Consider the following 19,369-nt stretch of genomic DNA (forward strand, 5'->3'; position numbering starts at 1 on the left):
TTCCAGCTCCGCCACCGGGTCCGGCGGCCGGGCCGCGATCGTGAAGATACGGCGGGAGAACCCCCGGTTGAGGTACGGAATCAGCCTGGTGGTCCGGTCTGTATGACGCGGATCCTGTACCCAGGTGAGGAACGCGGCCTTCGACGCCCACTCGGCGAGCAGGTGGTAGGTGGGCGTTCCGGGCTCGTGCAGAAGCTCTTCACGGATGTGGCCGGGGACACCGCGCATGGCCGCGGCCACATCGAGGAAGGCCTGTTCGAAGATGTCCTCGTCACCCGCGGGTACGGTCGTGGTGACCAGGATGCGCACGGCCGATCCCCGGCCCGACAGAGTGTGTAGAACCTGGTAGGTGTGGCGGTCCGCATCATCGCGCAGCTCCCGCAACGCCGTGGTGACATGGTCGCGTCGCGGGCCGCGTCCGAAGGCGTCCAGTGCCGCCCGAGTCTCCCAGTCCGCGACGATCACATATTCGCCGGGAAGGTCCCGATCACGCATGAGGTCCTGGCGGATGTTGCCGGGCACCGTGCTGATGACTTCAGCCGCTTTCCGCCAGGCGTTTTCAAACTCATGTTCGCGGCCGGCGGTGGCACGCATCCGCAGCAGCGTACGTACCGTCTCGGTCTCGCTGAGTCCGGTCGCGGGGCCACCGGCCCTCTCGGGGTTGGTCATCGCTGCTTGTCCTCCGGTACTTTTCGAGTCAAAGGGGACACGCCAGAAGGCGAGCCTGGATGCTGATCGATCTCAGGGAAATCGATCTCAGGGCAACGGCGTAGGACGAGCGAGGTGTTGAATCCGTCGAACCCGCGCGCGTTGACCATCGCGGTGAACACCGGTGTCGGGGTCACCTCGGACACGAAGTTGAGCCGGCACCCCTGGGCCGGAGCCCGGGTGCCCGCGGTCGGCGGAAGAAGATCATGACGCATGGCCAGCAGCGCGGTAGCCGCATCCAGCGCCGCTCCACCCTGATAAAGCCGTCCCACCAGGGGTTTCTGAGTGGTGACCGCCGGCGATGCAGGTCCAAATGCCGCCCACATGGCAGCGCATTCGTCCCGGTCGGCGGCAGGGACGCCAAGCGCGTCCGGGAAGACGACATCGACGTCGCCCGGACGCACGCCGGCCCGCCGCAGCGCGGTGGTCATCGCACGCGCGTACTGCTCCACGTCGCCTCCGCTCCCCCGCCGCGGCGGCCGGGGTCGCCCGTCGAACGTCGCGGCGGCACCGGCGATCTCCCCGTAGATGACGGGCGCGCCGCGAGCCAGCGCGTGGTCGAGATCCTCGATGACCAGGACGGCGCCCCCTTCCCCGGGCACGTAACCGTCCGCATCCAGATCGAACGGACAGTAGGCCCGCGCCGGGTCGGTCCGGGCGGTCATCGCGTGGTTGTGCTGCTGGCAGGTGAGCGCATACGGCGACAGCGGGGCCTCGGTCCCGCCCGCGAGCACGACCGGGGTCCCGCGGCGGACCAGCCGCGCCGCGTGGGCGAGGCTGTCCAGGCCCCCGGCGCTCTCGGACACCAGCACCATCGACGGCCCCTTCATGCCATACATGATCGACAGCTGGCCGACCGTGGCCGCATAGAACCAGGCGATCGACTGATAGGCGCCAACCGTGTGCGACGGTGAGCTCCACAACCGCTGGAGCTCACGCTGGCCAAAGGCGTTCCCCCCCGAACCGCTCGCGAGTGCCACCGACATCTCGTACGGATCGAGGGCCGCCGGATCGATCTCGGCATCGGCGAGTGCCTGGCCGGCCGCACAGAAGGCCAGCTGCGTCCAACGGTCGGTCTGCACGATGAACCGACTGGGCATGTGATCGGCAGCCTCGAATCCGGGCACCTCGCCGGCGAGGGTGGTGTCGTATCGGGACGGGTCGAACCCGCCGATGCGTCCGATCCGACTTTCGCCGGACAGCGCCGTCTTCCAGTAGGTGTCCGTGCCGATGCCGCTCGCGCAGACGATCCCGATGCCGGTGACAACCGCGCGTGGTTCTCTCGGCCGGCCCGTCACCGCCCGGCCTCCTGCGGCCGAGCGAAGATCATGGCGGACTGAAATCCGCCGAAACCGCTGCCGACCGACAGCGCCACGTCGACCCGTTGCTCCCGCGCCGTGTTGGGCGTGTAGTCCAAGTCGCATTCGGGATCACGGTTCGCCCAGTTCGCCGTGGGCGGCACAACGCCGTGCTCGATGGCCAGCGCGCAGGCGGCCATCTCGATGGCGCCGATCGCGCCGAGCGAATGGCCGACCATGGACTTGATCGAGCTGATCGGTACCCGGTAGGCATGATCGCCGAGGGCGCGCTTGAAGGCGGCGCTCTCATGCCGGTCGTTCTGTTTCGTCCCGGAACCATGCGCGTTGATGTAGGAGACGTCCGTCGCAGCCAACCGCCCCTGGGTCAACGCGTCACCGATGGCGACCGCCATCTCGGCGCCGTCAGGCCGCAGGCCTGTCATGTGAAAGGCGTTTCCCCGGGTGGCGAACCCGGCGACCTCGCAGTAGATGTGAGCGCCCCGGCGCAGCGCGCGTCCCATCTCCTCCAGGACGACGACGGCGCCGCCCTCCCCCAGGATGAAGCCCTGCCTGTCCCGGTCGAAGGGGCGGGAGGCGTGCGCGGGGTCGGAATCATCCGGCGACGTCGCCCTGATCGCGTCGAACGAGGCGAGCGTGACCGGCGAGATCGGGGAATCCGAGGCGCCGGCTATCATGACATCGGCCTCCCCGTCCATGACGAGCTGGTAGCCGTACCCGATGGCGTCGATCCCGGACGTACAACCGGTCGAGACGACCTGCGCGGGGCCGTGTGTCTCGAACCTGGCCGCAACATCGGCCGCCAGGCTGCTCGGCATCAGCGCCTGATAGAGGAACGGGGCCGCATAGTCGGGATCCACCAGCCACTCCCGGCCGGTGTCGCTGGCCACGACGTATTCGGTTTCCAACGCCGTGGTGCCGCCGACCGCCGTACCCATCGCGACACCGGTCGCGTTCGCGGTGTCCTCGTCGAACACGATCCCACTGTCGGTGACCGCCTCCGCGGCGGCGGCGAGGGCGAACTGGATGTACCGGTCGGACCGTCGTGTCTGCCTGGGGGACAGACCGGCCGCCGCCGGATCGAAATCGCATTCGGCCGCGACCCGGGAGCGAAACGGCGAGGGGTCGAAAAACGTGATGCGGCGGGTGGCGGTGCGCCCTTCGGTCACGGTCGACCAGAATGCCGCCCGGGTCGCCCCTCCCGGTGCCACCACACCCACGCCGGTCACGGCCACGCGTCGCGAAGCGATCATCACGAGGCCACCGGGTCGCCGGCTGCGCTCTGGACAGCTGGACTCTGGATAGCTGGACTCTCGGTGTCGACGTGCCCGAGTTCGGGACGAGGGGCGAGCGGACCGAGGTGAAAAACCACCGACGCCGGTTCGGACCCGGTGTTGCGCAGCCGGTGGCGCATACCGACCGGGATGTAGAGCCCCTCGCCGGGTGCGACGACCGCAGGCTCGTCGTCGCAATCAACGGTAATCACCCCGTGCGTAACACACAGGAACTCTTCGCTGTATGGATGGTAATGTTCGGCGATCGTCTCGCCCGGCAGAAGCGTCGCCACGCCCATGAAGCCGGACGTACTGCCTACGGTTCGCGGGCCGAGCAGCACCCGCAGCTCCCCGCCGCGGCGCCGATCTGCCGGCACGTCGCGAGCGGCCACATGTCCCCAGCAGGATGTGACAGCCATGCTCCTAACTCCCCTCTCGCTCGTCATGCACGGGTGTCGCGGGCCATACCGGCCACACCGGGCGCACCCGGTGCCCCGACCCCGGCCCCGGCCCCGGCCCCGGCCCCGGCCGGATCAAGATCCCCGACTGCCAGCCGTTCGAGCTTGCCTCGGATGACCTCCATCTGGATCACAGAATTGATGTTGATCCGGGCGGTCATCGCCTCATCGTCGACGGGTGCGTCCGGGCGCATGGCGAAGTCCTGTACCCACGTCATCCGGACACCGCCGTCGACTTCCTCGTAGGACCAGTGGATGTTCATGTACCGGAAGGGGCCTGGCTCGACCCGATGCGCGCGTACCTCCCGGCGCTCGTGGTCAACCGTCCGCTCGCTCACCCATGACCAGACCCGCCCGTCGGCGTCCGGATGCATGACCAGCCGGAAACGCACGGTGTCAGCCTGGCATTCCGCGTCACTCCGCTGTTCCAGAATCTCCACCGAGGCATACTCCGTGAAGAGGTCCGGCCAGTTCTCGATATCGTTCGTGGCGGCCCAGACGACGCCGAATGGAGCGGCTATGAACACTGAGTTCTCGGTGTGTCCCGACATTACCGGGAGACCTCCTCGAAGGATTCGTTGACGATAGCGGAGATCTCGTTCACGGTCATCGTGACGGCGTGGTCGGGAATCTCGACTCCGAATCTCTCCACGATCACCGCCTGCAGCTCGAGCACCGCCAGAGAGTCGATTTCGAGATCCTGGAGAGAAATATCCGGGTTCCCGGCGAGAATACCGGGGTCCACGCCGGCCTTCGTAACGAGGATCTCCGAGATCTGGGCCGGTGTCACCACGGTCCGGGTATTTCCGCCGGTCGCCGTGCCGCCCGTTCTTTCGGCGTGTTCGGCGCTTGCCGTGTTTTCTGTGTTTTCTGTGTTTTCTGTGCTCATCGCCGTGTCCTTTTCAGTCCGCGACCAGGCGTTCGACCAGGCCGGTCGAATACTGGCCCTTTCGGAACTCGGTGTCAGCCAGTACCTGTTTGATGAAGGGGATGGTGGTGACCACGCCGGGACCGGCGATGTCGAACTCGGCCAGAGCGCGTTCGGCCCGGCCCAGCGCCTCAGCCCGGCTGGGTGCCCAGACCGACACCTTGGCCAGTAGCGAGTCGTAATGCGGGCTGACCCGGTATCCGGGGTAGCCGTGGGTATCGACCCGGACGAACGGGCCGGCCGGTGGTGTGAACCGTTCAAGCAGGCCCGGAGCGGGAACGAACCCGCGATCGGGGTCCTCGGTGTTCACCCGGCACTCGACCGCGACGCCGCGCGCGACGACGTCCTCCTGCCGTAGCCGCAGCGGGGTACCGGACGCGACATACAGCTGCTCGTGAACAAGATCGCATCCCGTCACCATCTCGGTAACCGGATGTTCGACCTGAATACGGCTGTTTATCTCTATGAAGTGGTGGGCCTGGTCCTCGTCAACCAGAAACTCGACCGTGCCGAGGCCGGTGAAACCGACCGAGAGCGCCCCGCGTACGGCGTCCCGGCACATTTCGGCCACCCGGTCGGGGTCGAGTTCGGGCGCGGGCGCCTCCTCGACCAGCTTCTGGTGGCGGCGCTGTACCGAGCAGTCACGAGTGCCGAGGTGGATACCTCCACCGTGCGCGTCGCAGAGTATCTGTACTTCGACGTGGCGGGCCCGCTCAAGAAAGCGTTCGACATAGATCCGGTCGTCGCCGAACACGGCCCGCGCCGCGGCGCGCGTCCGCGTGTAGGCCCGGGACAGTTCCGCGGCCGACCATACAACGGTCATACCGCGACCACCACCGCCGGCAACGGCCTTGATGATGACGGGGTAACCGACGGCGTCGGCTATATCGCGGACGTCGGCTGCGCTGCGGGCGGCCTCCGCGCTGCCGGTGAGCAGGGGCAGGCCAGCCTGGCGCATCAGCGTCCGCGCCACGCTTTTGTCTCCGAGCGACGCCATCACAGCCGGCGGGGAACCGATGAAAACCAGACCGTTCTCCGCGCAGATCTCGGCGAAATCCGGATCCTCGGACAGAAATCCGTAACCGGGATGGATGGCATCGGCCTCCGTCATCTTAGCCGCTTCTATGATGGCGGCGACATTGCAGTAGCTGCGCCGTGGCGGCGGCGGCCCGATACACACGGCCTGGTCGGCGTATCGCCGGACGACGGAATCGGCGTCCGCGGTCGAATAGACGGCGACTGTCCGAACGCCGAGCTCACGGCATGCCCGGGCGACCCGCAACGCGATCTCGCCTCGGTTCGCGATGAGAATTTTCTGAAACAATTCTACATCCCTCCGCGGGAAAAAGGCCGGGGGCCCCTCGGGGCCGCCGGGCGAGGCGGTTGTGCGATCGTGCCTTACCCGGCGGTCCGTCAGTGGTGCGGCGTGATTTCAACGAGAACCTGACTGAACTCGACCGCTTCCCCGTTCTCGACGCAGATCCGGGCCACCGTCCCGCCGGTATCCGCGGTCACCGGATTCAGTAGTTTCATCGCCTCGATGATGCCGATGGTCGCGCCGGCCTCGATGACCTTCCCCACCGCGATGTAGGGTTCCGCCCCTGGCTCGGGGGCGTGGTAGAAGGTCCCGACGAGCGGGGCGGAGACGACGGTGTTCCCGGAGCCAACGTCCCCGGAACCAACGTCCCCGGAACCGGCAACCCCGGAGCCAACGTCCCCGGAGCCGGCAGCCCGGGAGCCTGCAGCGCCGGCGGGTACGAGCGCCGGAACGAGCGCCGCGGCCGGATCCAGCTGGGCCGGTACGGCCGCAGCGAGCGCGACCGGCGACCATTCGACCTCGATGATCACATCTCCGGAACAGACCCGGATGCGGCCCAGGCGCCCTGGTAGTTCATCGGCCAGCCGCCTGGCATACTCGTGCAGACACCCCAGAACGTGCTGGCGCTGATCGGTCGCGCTGCCCGGTCTCATGCGGCCGTCTCCTCCTGGCGCGGCCGCAGCCGCAGTTCGGCTGAGCCCGGAGATGGCGTGGACGCGGCCGGGGTCGCCACGGCGGCCTGGCCGAAACGGCGGAAGCGCCCACGCCGAGCGTTGACCAGTTCGGCCGCCGGCACCGACAGCAGAGGCCGCAGCGTTTCCACCACCGCGGCCCGCAGCAGGTCCGCGGCGGCACCATGATCCGCCTGTGCCCCCCCGAGCGGCTCCGGCACCACCGCGTCGACGATGCCCAGGCGCAACAACGACGGGGCGGTGAGACCGAGCGCACGCGCCGCCTGGGCGGCAGCATGGGCATCGTTCCACAGGATCGCCGAGCACGCCTCCGGGCTGATGACCGAAAAGACACCGTTCTCCGCCACAAGAACGCGGTCCGCGACGGCCAGCGCGAGCGCGCCGCCGCTGCCACCCTCACCAGTGATCACAGCAATGATCGGGGTCGGGAAGGCCGACATCCGCTGGATGGCGTGCGCGATCGCGGACGCCTGCCCCCTCTCCTCAGCCTCGCGCCCGGGGTAGGCGCCGGGGGTGTCGATCAGGGTGACCACGGGCAGCCCGAGCCGGGCCGCGAGCGACATCACCCGCATGGCCTTGCGGTAGCCCTCGGGCTGCGGCATGCCGAAGTTGTTCGCGATGAGATCCGCGGTCGAGTGCCCCTTCTGCGTCCCGACAACCGCCACGGCGAGTCCGTCGATCTCCGCCAGGCCCGCGACCACCGCGCGGCAGTCACCATAGAGGCGGTCTCCCCGCAGTTCGACAAAAGCGTCGAAGGAACGGGCGAGATAATCCTGGACGGTCGGGCGGGCCGTGTCGCGGGCGAGTCGTACGGTCTCCCATGGGTCGCGCTGGACCAACCGCTCCGGGTCGGTGATGACCACGCCCACCGGTCCGCCCACCGATCCGCCCGGCAGTCCGCCCGGCGCAGGACCGGCGGGCGGACCGGCCGGCGCAGGACCGGCCGACGCCCCGGCAGCCGCCGGCGCACGGTACCCGGCCGACAGCAACTGCGTCAGGCAGGTCCGAAGATCCACCCGGTCGGCGACGATGTCGACCTGACCCTTACTGGCGAGAAATCCGCTGCTCTGGAACTCGGCGGGAAGTTCCTGCCCGATGGTCTGGCGGATGACGCGGGGGCCGGCGAAACCCATCCGGCTGCCGGACTCGGCAACGATCACGTCCGTGTTGGTGGCAAACGATGCAGCCACACCGCCATAGGTGGGGTCGGTCACCAGGCTGATGGACAACAGGCCCCGTTCCCGGTGCCGCTGGATGGCGATGCCGGTCTTTGCCATCTGCATCAACGACAGACAGCCCTCCTGCATTCGAGCGCCACCAGAGGTCGTGACGATGAGCAGGGCGAGCGCGTCGTCGACGGCACGTTCGACCGCGAGGGTAATCATTTCCCCGACCGCCGACCCGAGACTCCCGCCCAGAAAACGGAAATCCATGATGGCTGCGACAATAGGGTAGGCACCGATGCTGGCCGTGCCACACAGCACCGCCTCGGCAAGTGAGGTCTCCTCGCGGGCGGCCTCCCAACGCCGACGGTAGGGCCGGGTATCGGTGAAGCCCAGGACGTCAAAGGCCACGGGTTCGATCGGCAACGGCGCGAAACTGCCCGCGTCAAGAAGCTGGTCCACCCGCTGCGACGCCGTGAGCCGACTGTGGTGACCACATTCGGGACACACGAGCAGATTGCGGGCCAGCCGCTTGCCGTAGACGAGCGCCGTACAGGACCCGCACCGGGTCCAGGCCGCAGCCCTCGCCCCGGCGGTAGCGGTCTTCACGCGACCTCCCCCTGAGACGCCGTCTCAAAGGTGTAGAAACAGTGTGCCATCGCGTCCGCGGGCGAACGCCATGTCTTCAGGTACGGCCGAATATGGTGCTGCAATCGGTCGCTGACGCGCTTGAACTCCTCGTGACCGCGTGCGTTCTCAACCGTCCGCCGGCCGTCGTCGACGGTTTCCAGAAGATGTACGTAGAGATCGCCGAGTGAGTAGAGTGAACGGTGGACGACGCCGGCCACGCGCGGCAGACCGGTGGCGTCCGACTCTGCGAAGATACGTGCGACATCCTTGTGGGAACCGGGTTCGATTTTGGCAACAATCAGCGTTCTGTGCATGTTGCGATCCCCCTCCACCGAGCTGGCCGGGAAACCCCGGGACCGGGGCCGGCAGGGCCGCTGGCCCATTCACGGCGACGTTTCCAGGCGAGACTGACCCACTACTGAGAGTAAATGCGATCATGCCGTGCGTCCACCTGTACCGTCTGCGTAACCATCGGAGGAGGGTTCCATCCGATCACGCCGACCGCATCGCACCGCACCCGCACCGACGGCCGGGCCAGGCGATCCGCCGCGACGTGTCGCTCCGACAACAGGCGCAGCGGGAACAAAGGTGGACCGGCCGGCGAGCCGGGTGAGCCGGGCCAGCACCCCGAGCAGGTGCCAGCCTCGGTCGTCACCGGCGAATGGCTCTGACGGTCTCAACTGGCCCCGGTGCGACGGTGCTGGCCCAGGCCCGCCAGTCCGGGGTGTTCACCGCCGAGCATGAGGCGTTCTGGGCCGCGGCGCGCCGCGCGCACGGCGACGCCGGCGGCACCCGGGCGTTGGTCGAGGTGCTGCTGTTGCACCGTCACCTGCCCCACGCCGACGTTGTGGCCGGCCTGGCCGCGGCGGTCGCTGCCGGGGCGAGTACCGCTGACGTTGTCGCGGTCGAGGCCCGTAAGACCACCCAGACCCGGCCTGTCGAGGAGCGCCAGACACCCTCGGTGCCGCCTGCTGCCTCCGGGGACACCGTGACGAGCCTGACCGAACGCCGCCTGACCGAGCCGACCGCGGTGATCGCCGGGCTGCCGGCGGATACGCGACCGGTTCCCAGCGTCGCGCACTACGACGAGCTGCTACGGCGGCGTCGTCCGACCGCGGCGCCGACCACGACTACCCCCGCGGGGGCCGACCACTCCAGCACGGGAAGAGTCTCATGACCAGACCAGCGCATCGCGGGATGACCGAACAGGCCGCGGAACGCCAGCAGCTGACCTACCGTGGGTTCCTCGCCGAGCTCCTCATGGCCGAGTGCGACGACCGGGACCGGCGCCGATCCGAACGGCGGATCCGCGCCGCCGGGTTCCCCCGGGAGAAGTGGCTGACCGACTTCGACTACGACGCCAACCCGGCGATCAACCCGGCCACCATCAACACCCTGGCGACCTGCGCCTGGGTCCGCGCCGGGCAACCGCTGTGTCTGATCGGTGACTCCGGCAACGGGAAATCTCATCTGCTCATCGCGCTCGGCGCCGCCGCGGCGATGGCCGGCCACCGGGTCCGTTACACACTCGCCGCGAAACTCGTCAACGAACTCGTCGAGGCCGCCGACGAGAAGATCCTGACCAAGACCATCGCCCGCTACGGCCGCGTCGACCTGCTCTGCATCGACGAACTGGGCTATATGGAACTCGACCGTCGCGGCGCCGAACTGCTGTTCCAGGTCCTCACCGAACGGGAAGAGACCAACAGCGTCGCGATCGCCTCCAACGACTCGTTCTCCGGGTGGACGAAGACGTTCACCGACCCCCGGCTGTGCGCCGCGATCGTCGACCGGCTCACCTTCGGCGGCAACATCATCGAGACCGGCAGCGACTCCTACTGCCTCGCTCACACCCGCGCAGCCCGCGTCACCGCCTGACCCAGGTTCCGTCCGAGCCGAGCCGCCGAGAACGTGCGACCGCGCACTACCGCAACCATCCGCGGCGGCCGGTCCGGGTCATCGGATGGCAGCGTTAAAGATCCACGAGGATCGACGAGGACGGTCGCCGAGATCGGCTCGCCCAGTGCACCACAGCAGGACCTGCACGGGATCGCCGTCCGGAGCGTCGGGGAATAGTCGGCTCAGTACCGCCGTGCACAGTGGCCGTGGGGGACGCCACGGCACCCGCAGCCCCTCGGTGATGTCGTGGGTATGCAGCAGGATCTCGGCGACGCCCATGGCCGCGAAACCCGCAGTGTCGGTCGGTCCGTAGTGCCACCCGCGAACATCCGGGTTGGTGACGATCGCGCCGCTGAGGAGTCTTGCGCAGGCGGTGACGACCTGGAGCACGTCGCGCGGGTCCGCGTCGGTCGCCACCGTCAGGTCGAAGGGCAGGTAGGCAGCCGCCGGGCCGGCCGCTACCTGCCCCGCGTAGGCCAGCAGGTCGTGGGCGACATGGGCAGCGGTCTGCCAGCAGGTCCAGTCCAACAGCCCCGCCTGGACCTGCCAGTCACGGGTGTCCCGCGGACCGAGCACCCGCACCATCTCAGCCAGCGCCGCGTCAACGTCACGGCCGCTCATCGAGCGCATGAAGACAGCGTCCCAGTGCGAACCCCCGTCCTGAGCAGAACCTCGTCCCCACGTGTCCGAGTGGGGCCAAATATCGCCGTCACCCGGTCAGGGGATCAGCCAGGTGGGGCCAGATATGACCGTCCCGATGGGGCCGGTTTGGTCTGTCACAGCCACCACGGCTCTGCAGGTACAGCGTTTCGTAGATCGTTTCACCCGACCCGCGCATCTCCGGATCATCCGGATGGTTGACCTTCAGCCGGGACGAGATCTGCGCAGGCGACCAGCTCTGCTTTAGTCCTTCCGCTACAGCATCGTGCAACCGCTCGGACACGGCAAGCTTGTGCGGTTTCGGTCGAAGCGCCTGTTCCTCGGCGCGTTCCTGCGCGGCCAATGCGCGATAACTCTCGCGGCCACCACAACGGCTAATCTCCCGGTTCACCACCGATCGGTGTTTTCCCAGCAGTCGAGCAATAGCCGATCCCGAAAACCCCTCCGAAATCCCACGAGAAATCTCCTCGCGGTCTTCCGCGGTCAACGCCTGACCCCGCACCCAAGTCTCCCATCAGTGAGCCACAAGATTTATCACATGTGGCGCACTGACTCCTTGAGGCCGCCCACCCTTGAAGTGCAGCACGCCGAGTGGCAACGCGTGCTCAAAGCCGGGATGCTCGGCCACCAACTTGAGCTGTCCGAACAGGACGCCAAGACCAGGCTGTACCGTTCGTTCGAGCCAGCGGTGGTCCCAGGCCTGTTGCAAACGGCGGAGTTTGCCCGCGCGCTCTTTTCGCGCGCCGTCCTGGTGCATAAAGTGCCTAACGATGTCAATGACGCGGTGGCCAAACGTATGCAGCGGCAAGAAATGCTGTATCGCACGGATAAGGCGTTCCATTTTGTCATTACCGATGCCACCTTGCGCTACCGGCTGTGCTCGCCGGACATCATGCTTGGGCAGCTTGATCGGCTGGTATCGCTGACTTCACTGCGCAACGTAAAGCTTGGGGTCATCGGGTACGAGACGCAGTATGTGGTCGATCCGCGCCACGGCTTTATGATGTACAACTCTGACCTCGCGCGCGTCGAGACCTATTCGGCTGAGCTGAACCTCCGACAGCCGCACGAGATCGAGCTGTACACCGCGACGTTCGAGAGTTTGGCGGCCGTGGCCAGCTACGGCGCGGCGGCCAGGGCGATCATCAACCGGGCCATTGCCGATCTTGCCTCGTCGGTACCCGAAGGTGGCGAGTGATTGTTTCGGCCTTCACATCTTCGTGATATTGCGAGCAATACCGAGCAATTTGCTTCTCACGTCGCCCTTTCCTCCTTACTCTCCCGTTAGGGACGCGAATCGCGTCCGTCCTCAAGGGACTTGGGAGTAAGCCAGGTGGCCACCCGTGTTGCCCTGCTGAGCAGGGATCAGATCGACAAGCTTCCGGAGCGCGCCCGCGAAGTCGTGGAGTACCGCAAAAGCGGTCTCAGCCTGAACCACATCCAAGGCTGTCCGCTCGATTGCGCGTACTGCATCCGGCACACCTACGGCCTGTGGGATCAGCGGGTGCAGCGGGCGCTCATGAGCGACACCCAGGCCGTCGAGGAGCTGGTCACTCACCGGTACTTCCAGCCGCACGTGACCCCGGTGCAGGTGTTCAACAGGGCCACTGACCCGTTCCTTCCGGTCGTCCGGCCGCACACCTTTGCCGTGCTGGAAGACCTCGACGCGCGGGGCCTGACGAATCACGTGCTCGTCATCACGCGGCACCAGATGAATCCGGACGACGTTGAGCGGCTCAACCAGCTTCGCCACATCAAGCTGACGTTGCTGTTCACCTTCTCAGGGATCGACAATAAGGAGATCGAGCCCTACCCCTCTTCGGTGGCGGCCGAGTCCTTGAAGCTCATGAGCGCGCCCGAGCGTAGGGCGTACCGCACCATCCTTTACTGGCGTCCCTTGGTGCCTGGTCTCAACGACTCAGACGAGCACCTGGACGCCGCGTACAACCTGGCCCAGCACGCCGACGCCACGGTGTTTACGGGGCTCTTCTACCGCGACCAGATTGCGGACTACTACAAGGCCAACGGTCTGCCTGAGCCCTACGAGGACACCGCGCGCCGGAAGATCGTGCCCGAGACGCTTGAACAGCGCGTTCTCGCCGCGTTCGACAACTCCACGCCGTTGTTCCGCAAGACCTCCTGCGCGGTGGCCTACGCGCATGGCCTCCCCGACTACAACGGGCACTACGGCATCGGGCGCGAGCTGTGCGACATCTGTCCGCTGAGTCAGCTTGAACTCTGCGCCACCGCACACACGCGACCGTCACCCGACCGACTGCGGGAAGTTGCCAGCTCCTTGCCCGAGGCTCGTGGTCTGGTGGTCGTGGACATCACCGACCGCGCGGCCGTGGTGTCCGGTCTGGAGACGGAGCAGCCGCGCTACTACCTGCAACACGCGCTCGGGTTCCAAGTGCATGACGTGCGACATCCGCACGTCGAGCGACAGCATGGCCGAGCAAGTATCGGCTGGAAGGACGGTAAGCAAGATGGCTGACTGGACTGACCTCACGTACGTGGTGGTTGACGTCGAGGGCAACGGCCAGCAGCCGCCCGACCTGGTGGAGCTGGCCGCCGTCCCGATCGCCGGCGGGGTCATCGGGGAGCCGGTGAGCTGGCTCGTCAAGCCGGAGTCGCCGATCAAGCACTTCGCCACGCGGATTCACGGTCTGACCAACAAGGACGTTGCCGACTGCCCCACCTTCGAGACGGTCAAGGTCGATGTCCTTATGGCACTCAGCCACCCCGCGATCGTCGCCCACAACGCCCATGTTGACGTCAGCGTTCTTCAGCGCGAGATGAGCGGCTGGGAACCGCCCGAGGTCTTCGACACGCTCAAGCTCGCGCGGCGGTTGGTGCCGGGCCTGGACGGCTACCGGCTCGGCAGCCTGGTCGAGTCGTTCAACCTGGCCGATGGCCTGCCGGACGCCCTCTCACCGCACCGCGCGACCTATGACGCCCTGGTGGCAGCACGGTTGTTCGTGCTGCTCGCCACCAAGGCCGCCAGCTTGGAAGAGCTGCGCGGCCAGAAACCGGGAGGGGGCGACGATGAACCTCCGGCCCTTTTCTGATCACCAGCGCGGCTTGTTCGTCAGCGTTGACGGGCCGAGCGGTGCGGGCAAGAGCACCATCGTTCACCACCTGGCGCAGCTCCTCGTTGCCGCTGGCGAAGACGTGCATGTGACGGCTGAGCCGAGTAACGGCCCCATCGGCGCACTCTGCCGCGAGTTGACTGAGACGACTACCGGTCACGCGCTGGCCTGCTTGTATGCCGCTGACCGCTACCACCACCTTGAGGCGGAAGTCCGGCCGAACACAAGCGCCGGCCGGGTGGTGCTGAGTGACCGCTACATCCCCTCAGGCTTGGTGATGCAGCGCTTCGACGGCATTGATCCGGCCTTCCTCTGGCACGTCAACGCCGAGGCTGACCGGCCCGATCTCGCCGTCATCCTGGAAGCCGATTCCGAGGTCATCTCGGAACGACTCCAGGAGCGCGGCCCACATAACCGTTTCCAGCTCTCGCCGGGCAGCAGCCACGCCGAAGCCCACTTCTACCGCCAAGCCACCGAGCGGCTGATTCAGGCGGGCTTCGACGTGCTGCGGGTGGATGTGAACCGAAAAGCACATCCGAGCAGGTCAGGCCGCGTCTCGGCCGAGCCCCGATCGCGATCAAGGCCCGCGGTCTAGGGGCCGAGCGGACGAGCATCGAACTCCGCCTGTGCGATCTCGACGAAGGCGCGAGTCAGCGACGTCTGGCGGGTGTCCTGCCAGATCATGAGCTGGAAGAGGTGCGGAACCTCGCCGTCGAGCCGGCGGATGACGATGTGTGGCCAACCGCCCCAGCGCCGCCGGGTGGCTTCCCCGACGAACGCCACGCCGAGGCCCGCCGACACCAAGTCGACGACCTCCTCCTCGCTGGCGATCGGGTAGGAGCGGTAGTCGGTCGTCACGCCGCGCCGGTTCAGGAAGTCGAGGATGCGTTGGCCATGCGTCCGATCCGTCTCCGCCGAAGGAACAAGCAGGCGCTGCTGCTGGAGGTCGTGGACGGTCAGCCTGCCCCGGGCCTGCAGCGGATGGTCGGTGGGCAACGCGAGATGATTCTGGGCGAAATCGTGGAGTACCAGGCAGCTGAGGCCCACCGCGAGTTCCGACGTCGAGAGCGAGAAGCTGACGTGGGTGTTGCGGTCCCGCATATCGTCCGCCAGCCGCTGGTTGTTCACCTGGCTGGGGACGATGTCCACGTCGGGATAGCGGGCCACGAAGGCCCGAACCGCCCGCGCCATTACCTCGCCGCTGCCGGAGCTGTATGAGATCCGCAGGAAGCCGGCCCGGCCCGAGGCTTCCCCGCGGGCGACATCGCGGACCCGGCCGTGTGCGGCCAGCAGGTCGCGTGCCTCCGGCAGCAACCGCCGCCCGGCGGGGGTCAGCGTCACGTGGTGAGTCGACCTGTCGAACAGCGTGACTGCCAGCTCGTTCTCCAGTTGGCGGATCTGCTGGCTGACGTGGGACGCCGAGTACTGGAGGCTGGCGGCCGCCCGACGGTAGCTGAGTTCCTGCGCAACGGCTACGAAGCAGCGCAACTGCACCACCCGCATCCCCGGCCACCTCCCTCGCGCCCCAGGTTCGCGCGGCGGCCGAGAGGGACCGGACGCAGCCGGTGTTCACGATAGCCGAACAGCAGTTCGTGAACCCGCGCTTCCTTTCTCGCACCGGCCGGCAGAGGTTGCACGGTAGAGCCCTCCAGGGGCAGGTCGATCAAACGAGGTGACTGGATGAGCATCGGTGTCAACGTGCGCACAGACGGAACAATCGGCCGACTGTCGTGGGAGTTACTGGCGCCGTTCGGAGTGCGCCTGCACGTCGACGACCTGCGGGCCGGCCTGGCACAGGACGAGCAGGACGTGCTGGCCACCCTGCTCTACCAGCACGGCTTCGTCGTGGCGGCCGACCAGCAGCTCACCAAGGCGGACTTCCGGCGGGTGGGCAGCTACGTCGCGCCGCTGCTCCCTGAGGAGCACGAGGCGAACCCGGTGCTGGCGCTCAACCGCGAGGAGGGTGGGTTCGGCACCCGCGAGCTCGTCTTCCACCGTGACCTGATGTACGCCGAGCATCCGTTCCATGCGATCGCCCTGCATGCGCTCTCGGTCGCCGAAGGCGAGACCAGCACCTTCGTCTCCAGCGGAACGCTGGCGTATCGGCGGCTGCCGGCCGAGCTGAAGGACCGGCTAGCGGGCCTGAGCGCCCTGAACTCCCTGCACGGGCGGGACGAGGAGGGGCGGATCTCCGAGCGGGAAGTCTACTTGCCTGGCTGGCCCGGCTACGTCCATCCGTTGGCAGCGCGTCACCCGATCACCGACGAGCCGGTGCTGCTGGCGTGCCTCATGTCCACCGTGCGGGTTGAGGGACTGGCCGCGGACTCCAGCGAGGAGCTGCTCCAGCAGCTGTTCGGCCACCTCAACGACCCGGCGAACGTCTACGAGCACACCTGGCGCGAGAACGACCTGCTGATCTGGGACAACTTCGGTTGCGCCCACGCCCGCCGGAACCTGGCCGGGGTGTCGAAGCGCACGCTACAGCGCCTCACCATGGGCAAGCTGAGCTTTCCCCTGGCCTACCCGAACTTCAGCATGAGGAAATTCACGGACTCCTACGACGGAGAGAACTACATGGGCAAGGGCGGCGGCCAGTTCTAGCTGGCGACCTCTGTCGCTGGCCGCTCGGCCCACTGATCACAGGAGGCCGGCCGTGGGTTGGCCACCACGGCCGGCCTTCCAGTGATCTTCTCCGCCGGCCGGGTGCGGTGGCTGCGCGAGGATGCCGGTTCGTGTTGGTTCGGCTGACCTACCTCGGTGTCACGAACGCGTTCGTGCTGCTGCGTCTGCTGCCCCGGAGCGACCGTGACAAGGACGTCGAGATCCTCACGCTGCGACACCAGCTAGCCGTGCTGCAACGCCAGCTCGACGGCCAACGCATCCAGTTCCAGCCCGCCGACCGCGCCCTGCTCGCCGCGCTCCTGCACCCGCTGCCGAAGCCAACACTGCACGGGCTGCGGCTACTGGTGCGCCCGGAGACGGTCCTGCGCTGGCACCGCACTCTGACCTAAATCCGCCAGTAGCCGCTGATGTTGAGGGATTGTAGATCGTTGGAACGTGAGCGGGTGAACAGACTACGCAGGTCGAAGGTATCGAGGAAGCAGGCCTCGCGGGTTCGGGTCGGGCCGGCGGACGGGTCGTTGACCGGGATGGCGGGGCTGGTCGCGGTGGCCAAGCTGGTTGACCGGGTCGGTGTGGTCGAGGCGCTCGATGAGCGGGTTGGCCCGGTCAAGCGGCGGGCGCGTGGGCTGTCCGGTGGTGAGCTGCTGGTCGGGATGGCCACTGCGCAGCTGGCTGGGCAGGCAACCCTGGCCGGGTTGGATCGGCTGCGCTGAAGCGATCCCGTTTCCGTGGACAGCAGACCTGAAGGTCACTGTCTGAAAGGAAGGGCCGTCATGGGGTCGACTCCCCGGAAGTACACGCAGGAGTACAAAGACGAGGCGGTAAGATTGGCGCTCGACTCCGACCGGTCGTTAGCCGAGATCGCGAAAAGTCTGGGTATCAATGAATCAACCTTGGGGAACTGGGTGACGAAGGCGAAAAAGGACAGCGAGTCCGACGAGAAGCCGCTGTCGGTGTCGGAGCGCGCCGAGCTGATCGAACTCCGGAAGAAGTACGCGCAGGCACAGATGGATAACGCGTTTCTAAAAAAGCGGCGGCCTTCTTCGCGAGCCGGCAGAAGTGAAGTTCGAGTTCATCGACGCACATGCCCCGAAGAAGGCTGTCCCGGCCGACGGTGTCTCCCGTTTCCCCGTCGTGTACATGTGTGACAAACTCGACGTTTCCCGGCAGGGTTACTACGCATGAAAGAAACGGGGCCCGTCACAGCATGACAAAACGGACACCACCCTTTCCATGAAGATCAAAGTTATTTTCGACGAACACCTGGGGCGATACGGCGTGCGGCGGATCTTCCGCGAGTTACGCCGACAGGGGGTCGCGTCGCCTACAAGCGGGTGCAGCGGCTGATGCGTGCGTTGGGCCTGGTCAGCGTCCACCCCAAGGCACGGAAGGCGACGACCGTGCAGGCCGCCGAGCCGTCCCGGCTGCCCGACCTGGTCAGCCAGGACTTCACCGCCGACGCGCCGAACCGGTTGTGGTTCGGCGATATCACCTATGTGCGTACGTGGGATGGTTGGGCATATGTGGCATCGGTGATCGACGCTTTTTCCCGGAAAGTCGTGGACTGGGCCGTGGCCGACCACATGCGCACCGACCTCGTCCTCGATGCCCTACGCATGGCCATAACCCGCAGGCACCCACCGAAAGATGTGATCTTCCATGCTGATCGAGGCAGCCAGTACACCAGCAAGGAATTCGTCGACTTCTGCAAGATCAACAACGTGCGGAACTCGGTCGGCCGCACCGGAATCTGTTTCGACAATGCTGCCGCTGAATCGTTCTGGGCGACCCTGAAGAAAGAGTTCATCCACCTCCACCCCTTCGACACCGTCGAACGCCTCAGAACCGGGGTCTTCGAGTACATCGAGGTGTACTACAACCGATTTCGGATCCATTCCACGATCGGCTACCTCACCCCTGTCGAGTTCGAGGATGAATTTGACAAGAAAGGTGATCGCGCAGCATAATAAGGACTGTCCACGAAAGCGGGAACCCTCCAGTTTCCAACCCGCGGACCTGCTTCTGCAGATCGGCCAGCAGGCGCTTGGCCTCGATCATGCTGCTCCCCCTCGGCGAGCCGGGACTCGTACCCGACAACCCGCCGATTCAACACCCCGCCGGTGACGAGCAACTCAGGCGCCAACGATCCGAGTCCTGCCGGTAGGTCCGGCTGGCCAGCGGTGCCCCCGCCGGAACGGCCAGTCCTGGCTATAGTTGTGGCTATGTCGATCGTTGAGCAGATGCCGCTGGCGGATGTGAAAAACCGCCTTTCGGAGGTTGTGGACAGCGTCGAACGCGAGCACGGCCGCGTCGTGATCACACGGCACGGCAGACCAGCGGCGATCGTCATCAGCGTCGACGACCTGGAGTCCCTTGAGGAGACCCTTGCCGTCATGGGCAGCACCCAGCTCATAGCCGACGTCCGGGAGGCCCTCGACGACCTCGACGAGGCGGGGGCGACCGTCCTGACCAAGGACGAAGCACTGCGCCTCGCCACCGGCCGGTGACCGACGCCTACGAGATCGCCTTCACCGCGCCCGCTCGACGCACCCTTCGCCGCCTGCCCGAAAAAGTCGCCACCGCCGTCGTCGAGTTCCTCTACGGATCGCTGG

The 19,369-nt window shown here is 66.8% G+C and carries 23 protein-coding genes and 3 pseudogenes; 13 read left to right on the plus strand and 13 right to left on the minus strand.

Features of this window, described 5'->3' with window-relative positions:
- From U9979_RS14570 to U9979_RS14615, 10 genes are all read right to left on the minus strand, one after another.
- Window positions 1-669, minus strand: a 669-nt coding sequence (locus tag U9979_RS14570) for an antibiotic biosynthesis monooxygenase family protein (RefSeq protein ID WP_322779804.1), incomplete at its 3' end; no start/stop codon positions are given.
- Entirely contained in the window at window positions 666-2,006 is a 1,341-nt protein-coding gene (locus U9979_RS14575) for a beta-ketoacyl synthase N-terminal-like domain-containing protein (protein ID WP_322779805.1), read from the minus strand. The genes U9979_RS14570 and U9979_RS14575, both read right to left, overlap by 4 nt.
- Window positions 2,003-3,277, minus strand: a complete 1,275-nt coding sequence (locus U9979_RS14580; protein WP_322749646.1) for a beta-ketoacyl-[acyl-carrier-protein] synthase family protein — start codon at window positions 3,275-3,277, stop codon at window positions 2,003-2,005. The genes U9979_RS14575 and U9979_RS14580 overlap by 4 nt, the downstream gene beginning before the upstream one ends.
- Complete coding sequence (locus tag U9979_RS14585; RefSeq protein WP_322749647.1) at window positions 3,277-3,717, minus strand: cupin domain-containing protein; 441 nt, start codon at window positions 3,715-3,717, stop codon at window positions 3,277-3,279. Before U9979_RS14585 ends, U9979_RS14580 begins: the two co-directional genes overlap by 1 nt.
- A gap of 23 nt (window positions 3,718-3,740) precedes the next feature.
- Complete coding sequence (locus tag U9979_RS14590) at window positions 3,741-4,307, minus strand: SRPBCC family protein (protein ID WP_322779806.1); 567 nt, start codon at window positions 4,305-4,307, stop codon at window positions 3,741-3,743.
- Window positions 4,307-4,645, minus strand: a complete 339-nt coding sequence (locus tag U9979_RS14595) for an acyl carrier protein (RefSeq protein WP_322749649.1) — start codon at window positions 4,643-4,645, stop codon at window positions 4,307-4,309. Before U9979_RS14595 ends, U9979_RS14590 begins: the two co-directional genes overlap by 1 nt.
- A gap of 13 nt (window positions 4,646-4,658) precedes the next feature.
- Window positions 4,659-6,008 (minus strand): acetyl-CoA carboxylase biotin carboxylase subunit, encoded by a 1,350-nt coding sequence (locus tag U9979_RS14600; protein WP_322749650.1) that lies wholly within the window; start codon window positions 6,006-6,008, stop codon window positions 4,659-4,661.
- Between the two features lie 89 nt (window positions 6,009-6,097).
- Window positions 6,098-6,655, minus strand: coding sequence for an acetyl-CoA carboxylase biotin carboxyl carrier protein (locus U9979_RS14605; protein ID WP_322779807.1), 558 nt, complete (start codon window positions 6,653-6,655; stop codon window positions 6,098-6,100).
- Complete coding sequence (gene accD, locus U9979_RS14610) at window positions 6,652-8,466, minus strand: acetyl-CoA carboxylase, carboxyltransferase subunit beta (RefSeq protein WP_322779808.1); 1,815 nt, start codon at window positions 8,464-8,466, stop codon at window positions 6,652-6,654. The genes U9979_RS14605 and accD overlap by 4 nt, the downstream gene beginning before the upstream one ends.
- A complete protein-coding gene (locus U9979_RS14615) occupies window positions 8,463-8,801 on the minus strand; it encodes a TcmI family type II polyketide cyclase (protein ID WP_322767904.1) in 339 nt (112 codons plus the stop codon). Before U9979_RS14615 ends, accD begins: the two co-directional genes overlap by 4 nt.
- Window positions 8,802-9,172: 371 nt before the next feature.
- Here U9979_RS14615 and U9979_RS14620 point away from each other — a divergent pair.
- Window positions 9,173-9,664, plus strand: a pseudogene (locus tag U9979_RS14620) (IS21 family transposase); the annotation flags it as partial.
- Window positions 9,661-10,365: an IS21-like element helper ATPase IstB gene (gene istB, locus U9979_RS14625; RefSeq protein WP_322779809.1), complete on the plus strand. Its 705-nt coding sequence runs from the start codon at window positions 9,661-9,663 to the stop codon at window positions 10,363-10,365. The pseudogene U9979_RS14620 and the gene istB, both read left to right, overlap by 4 nt.
- A gap of 78 nt (window positions 10,366-10,443) precedes the next feature.
- On the opposite strand, the gene U9979_RS14630 is transcribed toward istB, so the two are convergent.
- Window positions 10,444-11,007, minus strand: a complete 564-nt coding sequence (locus tag U9979_RS14630; protein ID WP_322779810.1) for a hypothetical protein — start codon at window positions 11,005-11,007, stop codon at window positions 10,444-10,446.
- A gap of 88 nt (window positions 11,008-11,095) precedes the next feature.
- Window positions 11,096-11,548 (minus strand): helix-turn-helix domain-containing protein, encoded by a 453-nt coding sequence (locus tag U9979_RS14635; protein ID WP_322779811.1) that lies wholly within the window; start codon window positions 11,546-11,548, stop codon window positions 11,096-11,098.
- 36 nt (window positions 11,549-11,584) lie between these two features.
- Between U9979_RS14635 and U9979_RS14640 the strand changes: the two genes are divergently transcribed.
- The 4 genes from U9979_RS14640 to tmk all read left to right on the plus strand — a co-directional run bounded on the left by U9979_RS14640 (window position 11,585) and on the right by tmk (window position 14,730).
- Window positions 11,585-12,244, plus strand: a complete 660-nt coding sequence (locus tag U9979_RS14640; protein WP_322779812.1) for a DUF5753 domain-containing protein — start codon at window positions 11,585-11,587, stop codon at window positions 12,242-12,244.
- Window positions 12,245-12,379: 135 nt separating this feature from the next.
- Window positions 12,380-13,540 carry a radical SAM protein gene (locus U9979_RS14645; RefSeq protein WP_322779813.1) on the plus strand — a complete coding sequence of 387 codons (1,161 nt, stop codon included), beginning with the start codon at window positions 12,380-12,382 and terminating at the stop codon, window positions 13,538-13,540.
- A complete protein-coding gene (locus tag U9979_RS14650) occupies window positions 13,533-14,114 on the plus strand; it encodes an exonuclease domain-containing protein (protein WP_322779814.1) in 582 nt (193 codons plus the stop codon). The genes U9979_RS14645 and U9979_RS14650 overlap by 8 nt, the downstream gene beginning before the upstream one ends.
- Window positions 14,092-14,730, plus strand: a complete 639-nt coding sequence (gene tmk / locus U9979_RS14655) for a dTMP kinase (protein ID WP_322779815.1) — start codon at window positions 14,092-14,094, stop codon at window positions 14,728-14,730. Before U9979_RS14650 ends, tmk begins: the two co-directional genes overlap by 23 nt.
- Here the strand turns inward: tmk and U9979_RS14660 are convergent.
- On the minus strand, window positions 14,727-15,638 hold the full coding sequence (locus U9979_RS14660) for a LysR family transcriptional regulator (RefSeq protein ID WP_322747315.1): 912 nt from the start codon (window positions 15,636-15,638) through the stop codon (window positions 14,727-14,729). The two genes, tmk and U9979_RS14660, sit on opposite strands and share 4 nt — an antisense overlap.
- A gap of 177 nt (window positions 15,639-15,815) precedes the next feature.
- On the opposite strand from U9979_RS14660, the gene U9979_RS14665 reads away from it, so the two are divergent.
- The 7 genes and pseudogenes from U9979_RS14665 to U9979_RS14695 all read left to right on the plus strand — a co-directional run bounded on the left by U9979_RS14665 (window position 15,816) and on the right by U9979_RS14695 (window position 19,264).
- Window positions 15,816-16,736 (plus strand): TauD/TfdA family dioxygenase, encoded by a 921-nt coding sequence (locus tag U9979_RS14665; RefSeq protein ID WP_322779816.1) that lies wholly within the window; start codon window positions 15,816-15,818, stop codon window positions 16,734-16,736.
- A 131-nt stretch (window positions 16,737-16,867) separates the two neighbouring features.
- Window positions 16,868-17,140: pseudogene (locus U9979_RS14670) on the plus strand (integrase); the annotation flags it as partial.
- 60 nt (window positions 17,141-17,200) lie between these two features.
- On the plus strand, window positions 17,201-17,470 hold the full coding sequence (locus U9979_RS14675; RefSeq protein WP_322779818.1) for a hypothetical protein: 270 nt from the start codon (window positions 17,201-17,203) through the stop codon (window positions 17,468-17,470).
- A 60-nt stretch (window positions 17,471-17,530) separates the two neighbouring features.
- Window positions 17,531-17,740, plus strand: a pseudogene (locus U9979_RS14680) (transposase); the annotation flags it as partial.
- Between the two features lie 76 nt (window positions 17,741-17,816).
- Complete coding sequence (locus tag U9979_RS14685) at window positions 17,817-17,942, plus strand: hypothetical protein (protein ID WP_322779821.1); 126 nt, start codon at window positions 17,817-17,819, stop codon at window positions 17,940-17,942.
- A gap of 86 nt (window positions 17,943-18,028) precedes the next feature.
- Complete coding sequence (locus U9979_RS14690) at window positions 18,029-18,724, plus strand: IS3 family transposase (RefSeq protein WP_322779820.1); 696 nt, start codon at window positions 18,029-18,031, stop codon at window positions 18,722-18,724.
- Window positions 18,725-18,979: 255 nt separating this feature from the next.
- Window positions 18,980-19,264, plus strand: coding sequence for a type II toxin-antitoxin system Phd/YefM family antitoxin (locus U9979_RS14695; RefSeq protein WP_322779819.1), 285 nt, complete (start codon window positions 18,980-18,982; stop codon window positions 19,262-19,264).
- Window positions 19,265-19,369: the final 105 nt, after the last annotated feature.

It is taken from the genome of Protofrankia sp. Cas4 (assembly GCF_963555915.1).
Classification (GTDB): Bacteria; Actinomycetota; Actinomycetes; order Frankiales; family Frankiaceae; genus Protofrankia.

What these genes read in the sequence shown, in the direction of transcription:
- U9979_RS14580 (WP_322749646.1), bottom strand. Translation starts at nt 3,277, where the DNA reads ATGATCGCTTCGCGACGCGTGGCCGTGACCGGCGTGGGTGTGGTGGCA.
- U9979_RS14585 (WP_322749647.1), bottom strand. Translation starts at nt 3,717, where the DNA reads ATGGCTGTCACATCCTGCTGGGGACATGTGGCCGCTCGCGACGTGCCG.
- U9979_RS14590 (WP_322779806.1), bottom strand. Translation starts at nt 4,307, where the DNA reads ATGTCGGGACACACCGAGAACTCAGTGTTCATAGCCGCTCCATTCGGC.
- U9979_RS14595 (WP_322749649.1), bottom strand. Translation starts at nt 4,645, where the DNA reads ATGAGCACAGAAAACACAGAAAACACAGAAAACACGGCAAGCGCCGAA.
- U9979_RS14605 (WP_322779807.1), bottom strand. Translation starts at nt 6,655, where the DNA reads ATGAGACCGGGCAGCGCGACCGATCAGCGCCAGCACGTTCTGGGGTGT.
- U9979_RS14615 (WP_322767904.1), bottom strand. Translation starts at nt 8,801, where the DNA reads ATGCACAGAACGCTGATTGTTGCCAAAATCGAACCCGGTTCCCACAAG.
- istB (WP_322779809.1), top strand. Translation starts at nt 9,661, where the DNA reads ATGACCAGACCAGCGCATCGCGGGATGACCGAACAGGCCGCGGAACGC.
- U9979_RS14630 (WP_322779810.1), bottom strand. Translation starts at nt 11,007, where the DNA reads ATGAGCGGCCGTGACGTTGACGCGGCGCTGGCTGAGATGGTGCGGGTG.
- U9979_RS14640 (WP_322779812.1), top strand. Translation starts at nt 11,585, where the DNA reads ATGTGGCGCACTGACTCCTTGAGGCCGCCCACCCTTGAAGTGCAGCAC.
- U9979_RS14650 (WP_322779814.1), top strand. Translation starts at nt 13,533, where the DNA reads ATGGCTGACTGGACTGACCTCACGTACGTGGTGGTTGACGTCGAGGGC.
- tmk (WP_322779815.1), top strand. Translation starts at nt 14,092, where the DNA reads ATGAACCTCCGGCCCTTTTCTGATCACCAGCGCGGCTTGTTCGTCAGC.
- U9979_RS14660 (WP_322747315.1), bottom strand. Translation starts at nt 15,638, where the DNA reads ATGCGGGTGGTGCAGTTGCGCTGCTTCGTAGCCGTTGCGCAGGAACTC.
- U9979_RS14665 (WP_322779816.1), top strand. Translation starts at nt 15,816, where the DNA reads ATGAGCATCGGTGTCAACGTGCGCACAGACGGAACAATCGGCCGACTG.
- U9979_RS14695 (WP_322779819.1), top strand. Translation starts at nt 18,980, where the DNA reads ATGTCGATCGTTGAGCAGATGCCGCTGGCGGATGTGAAAAACCGCCTT.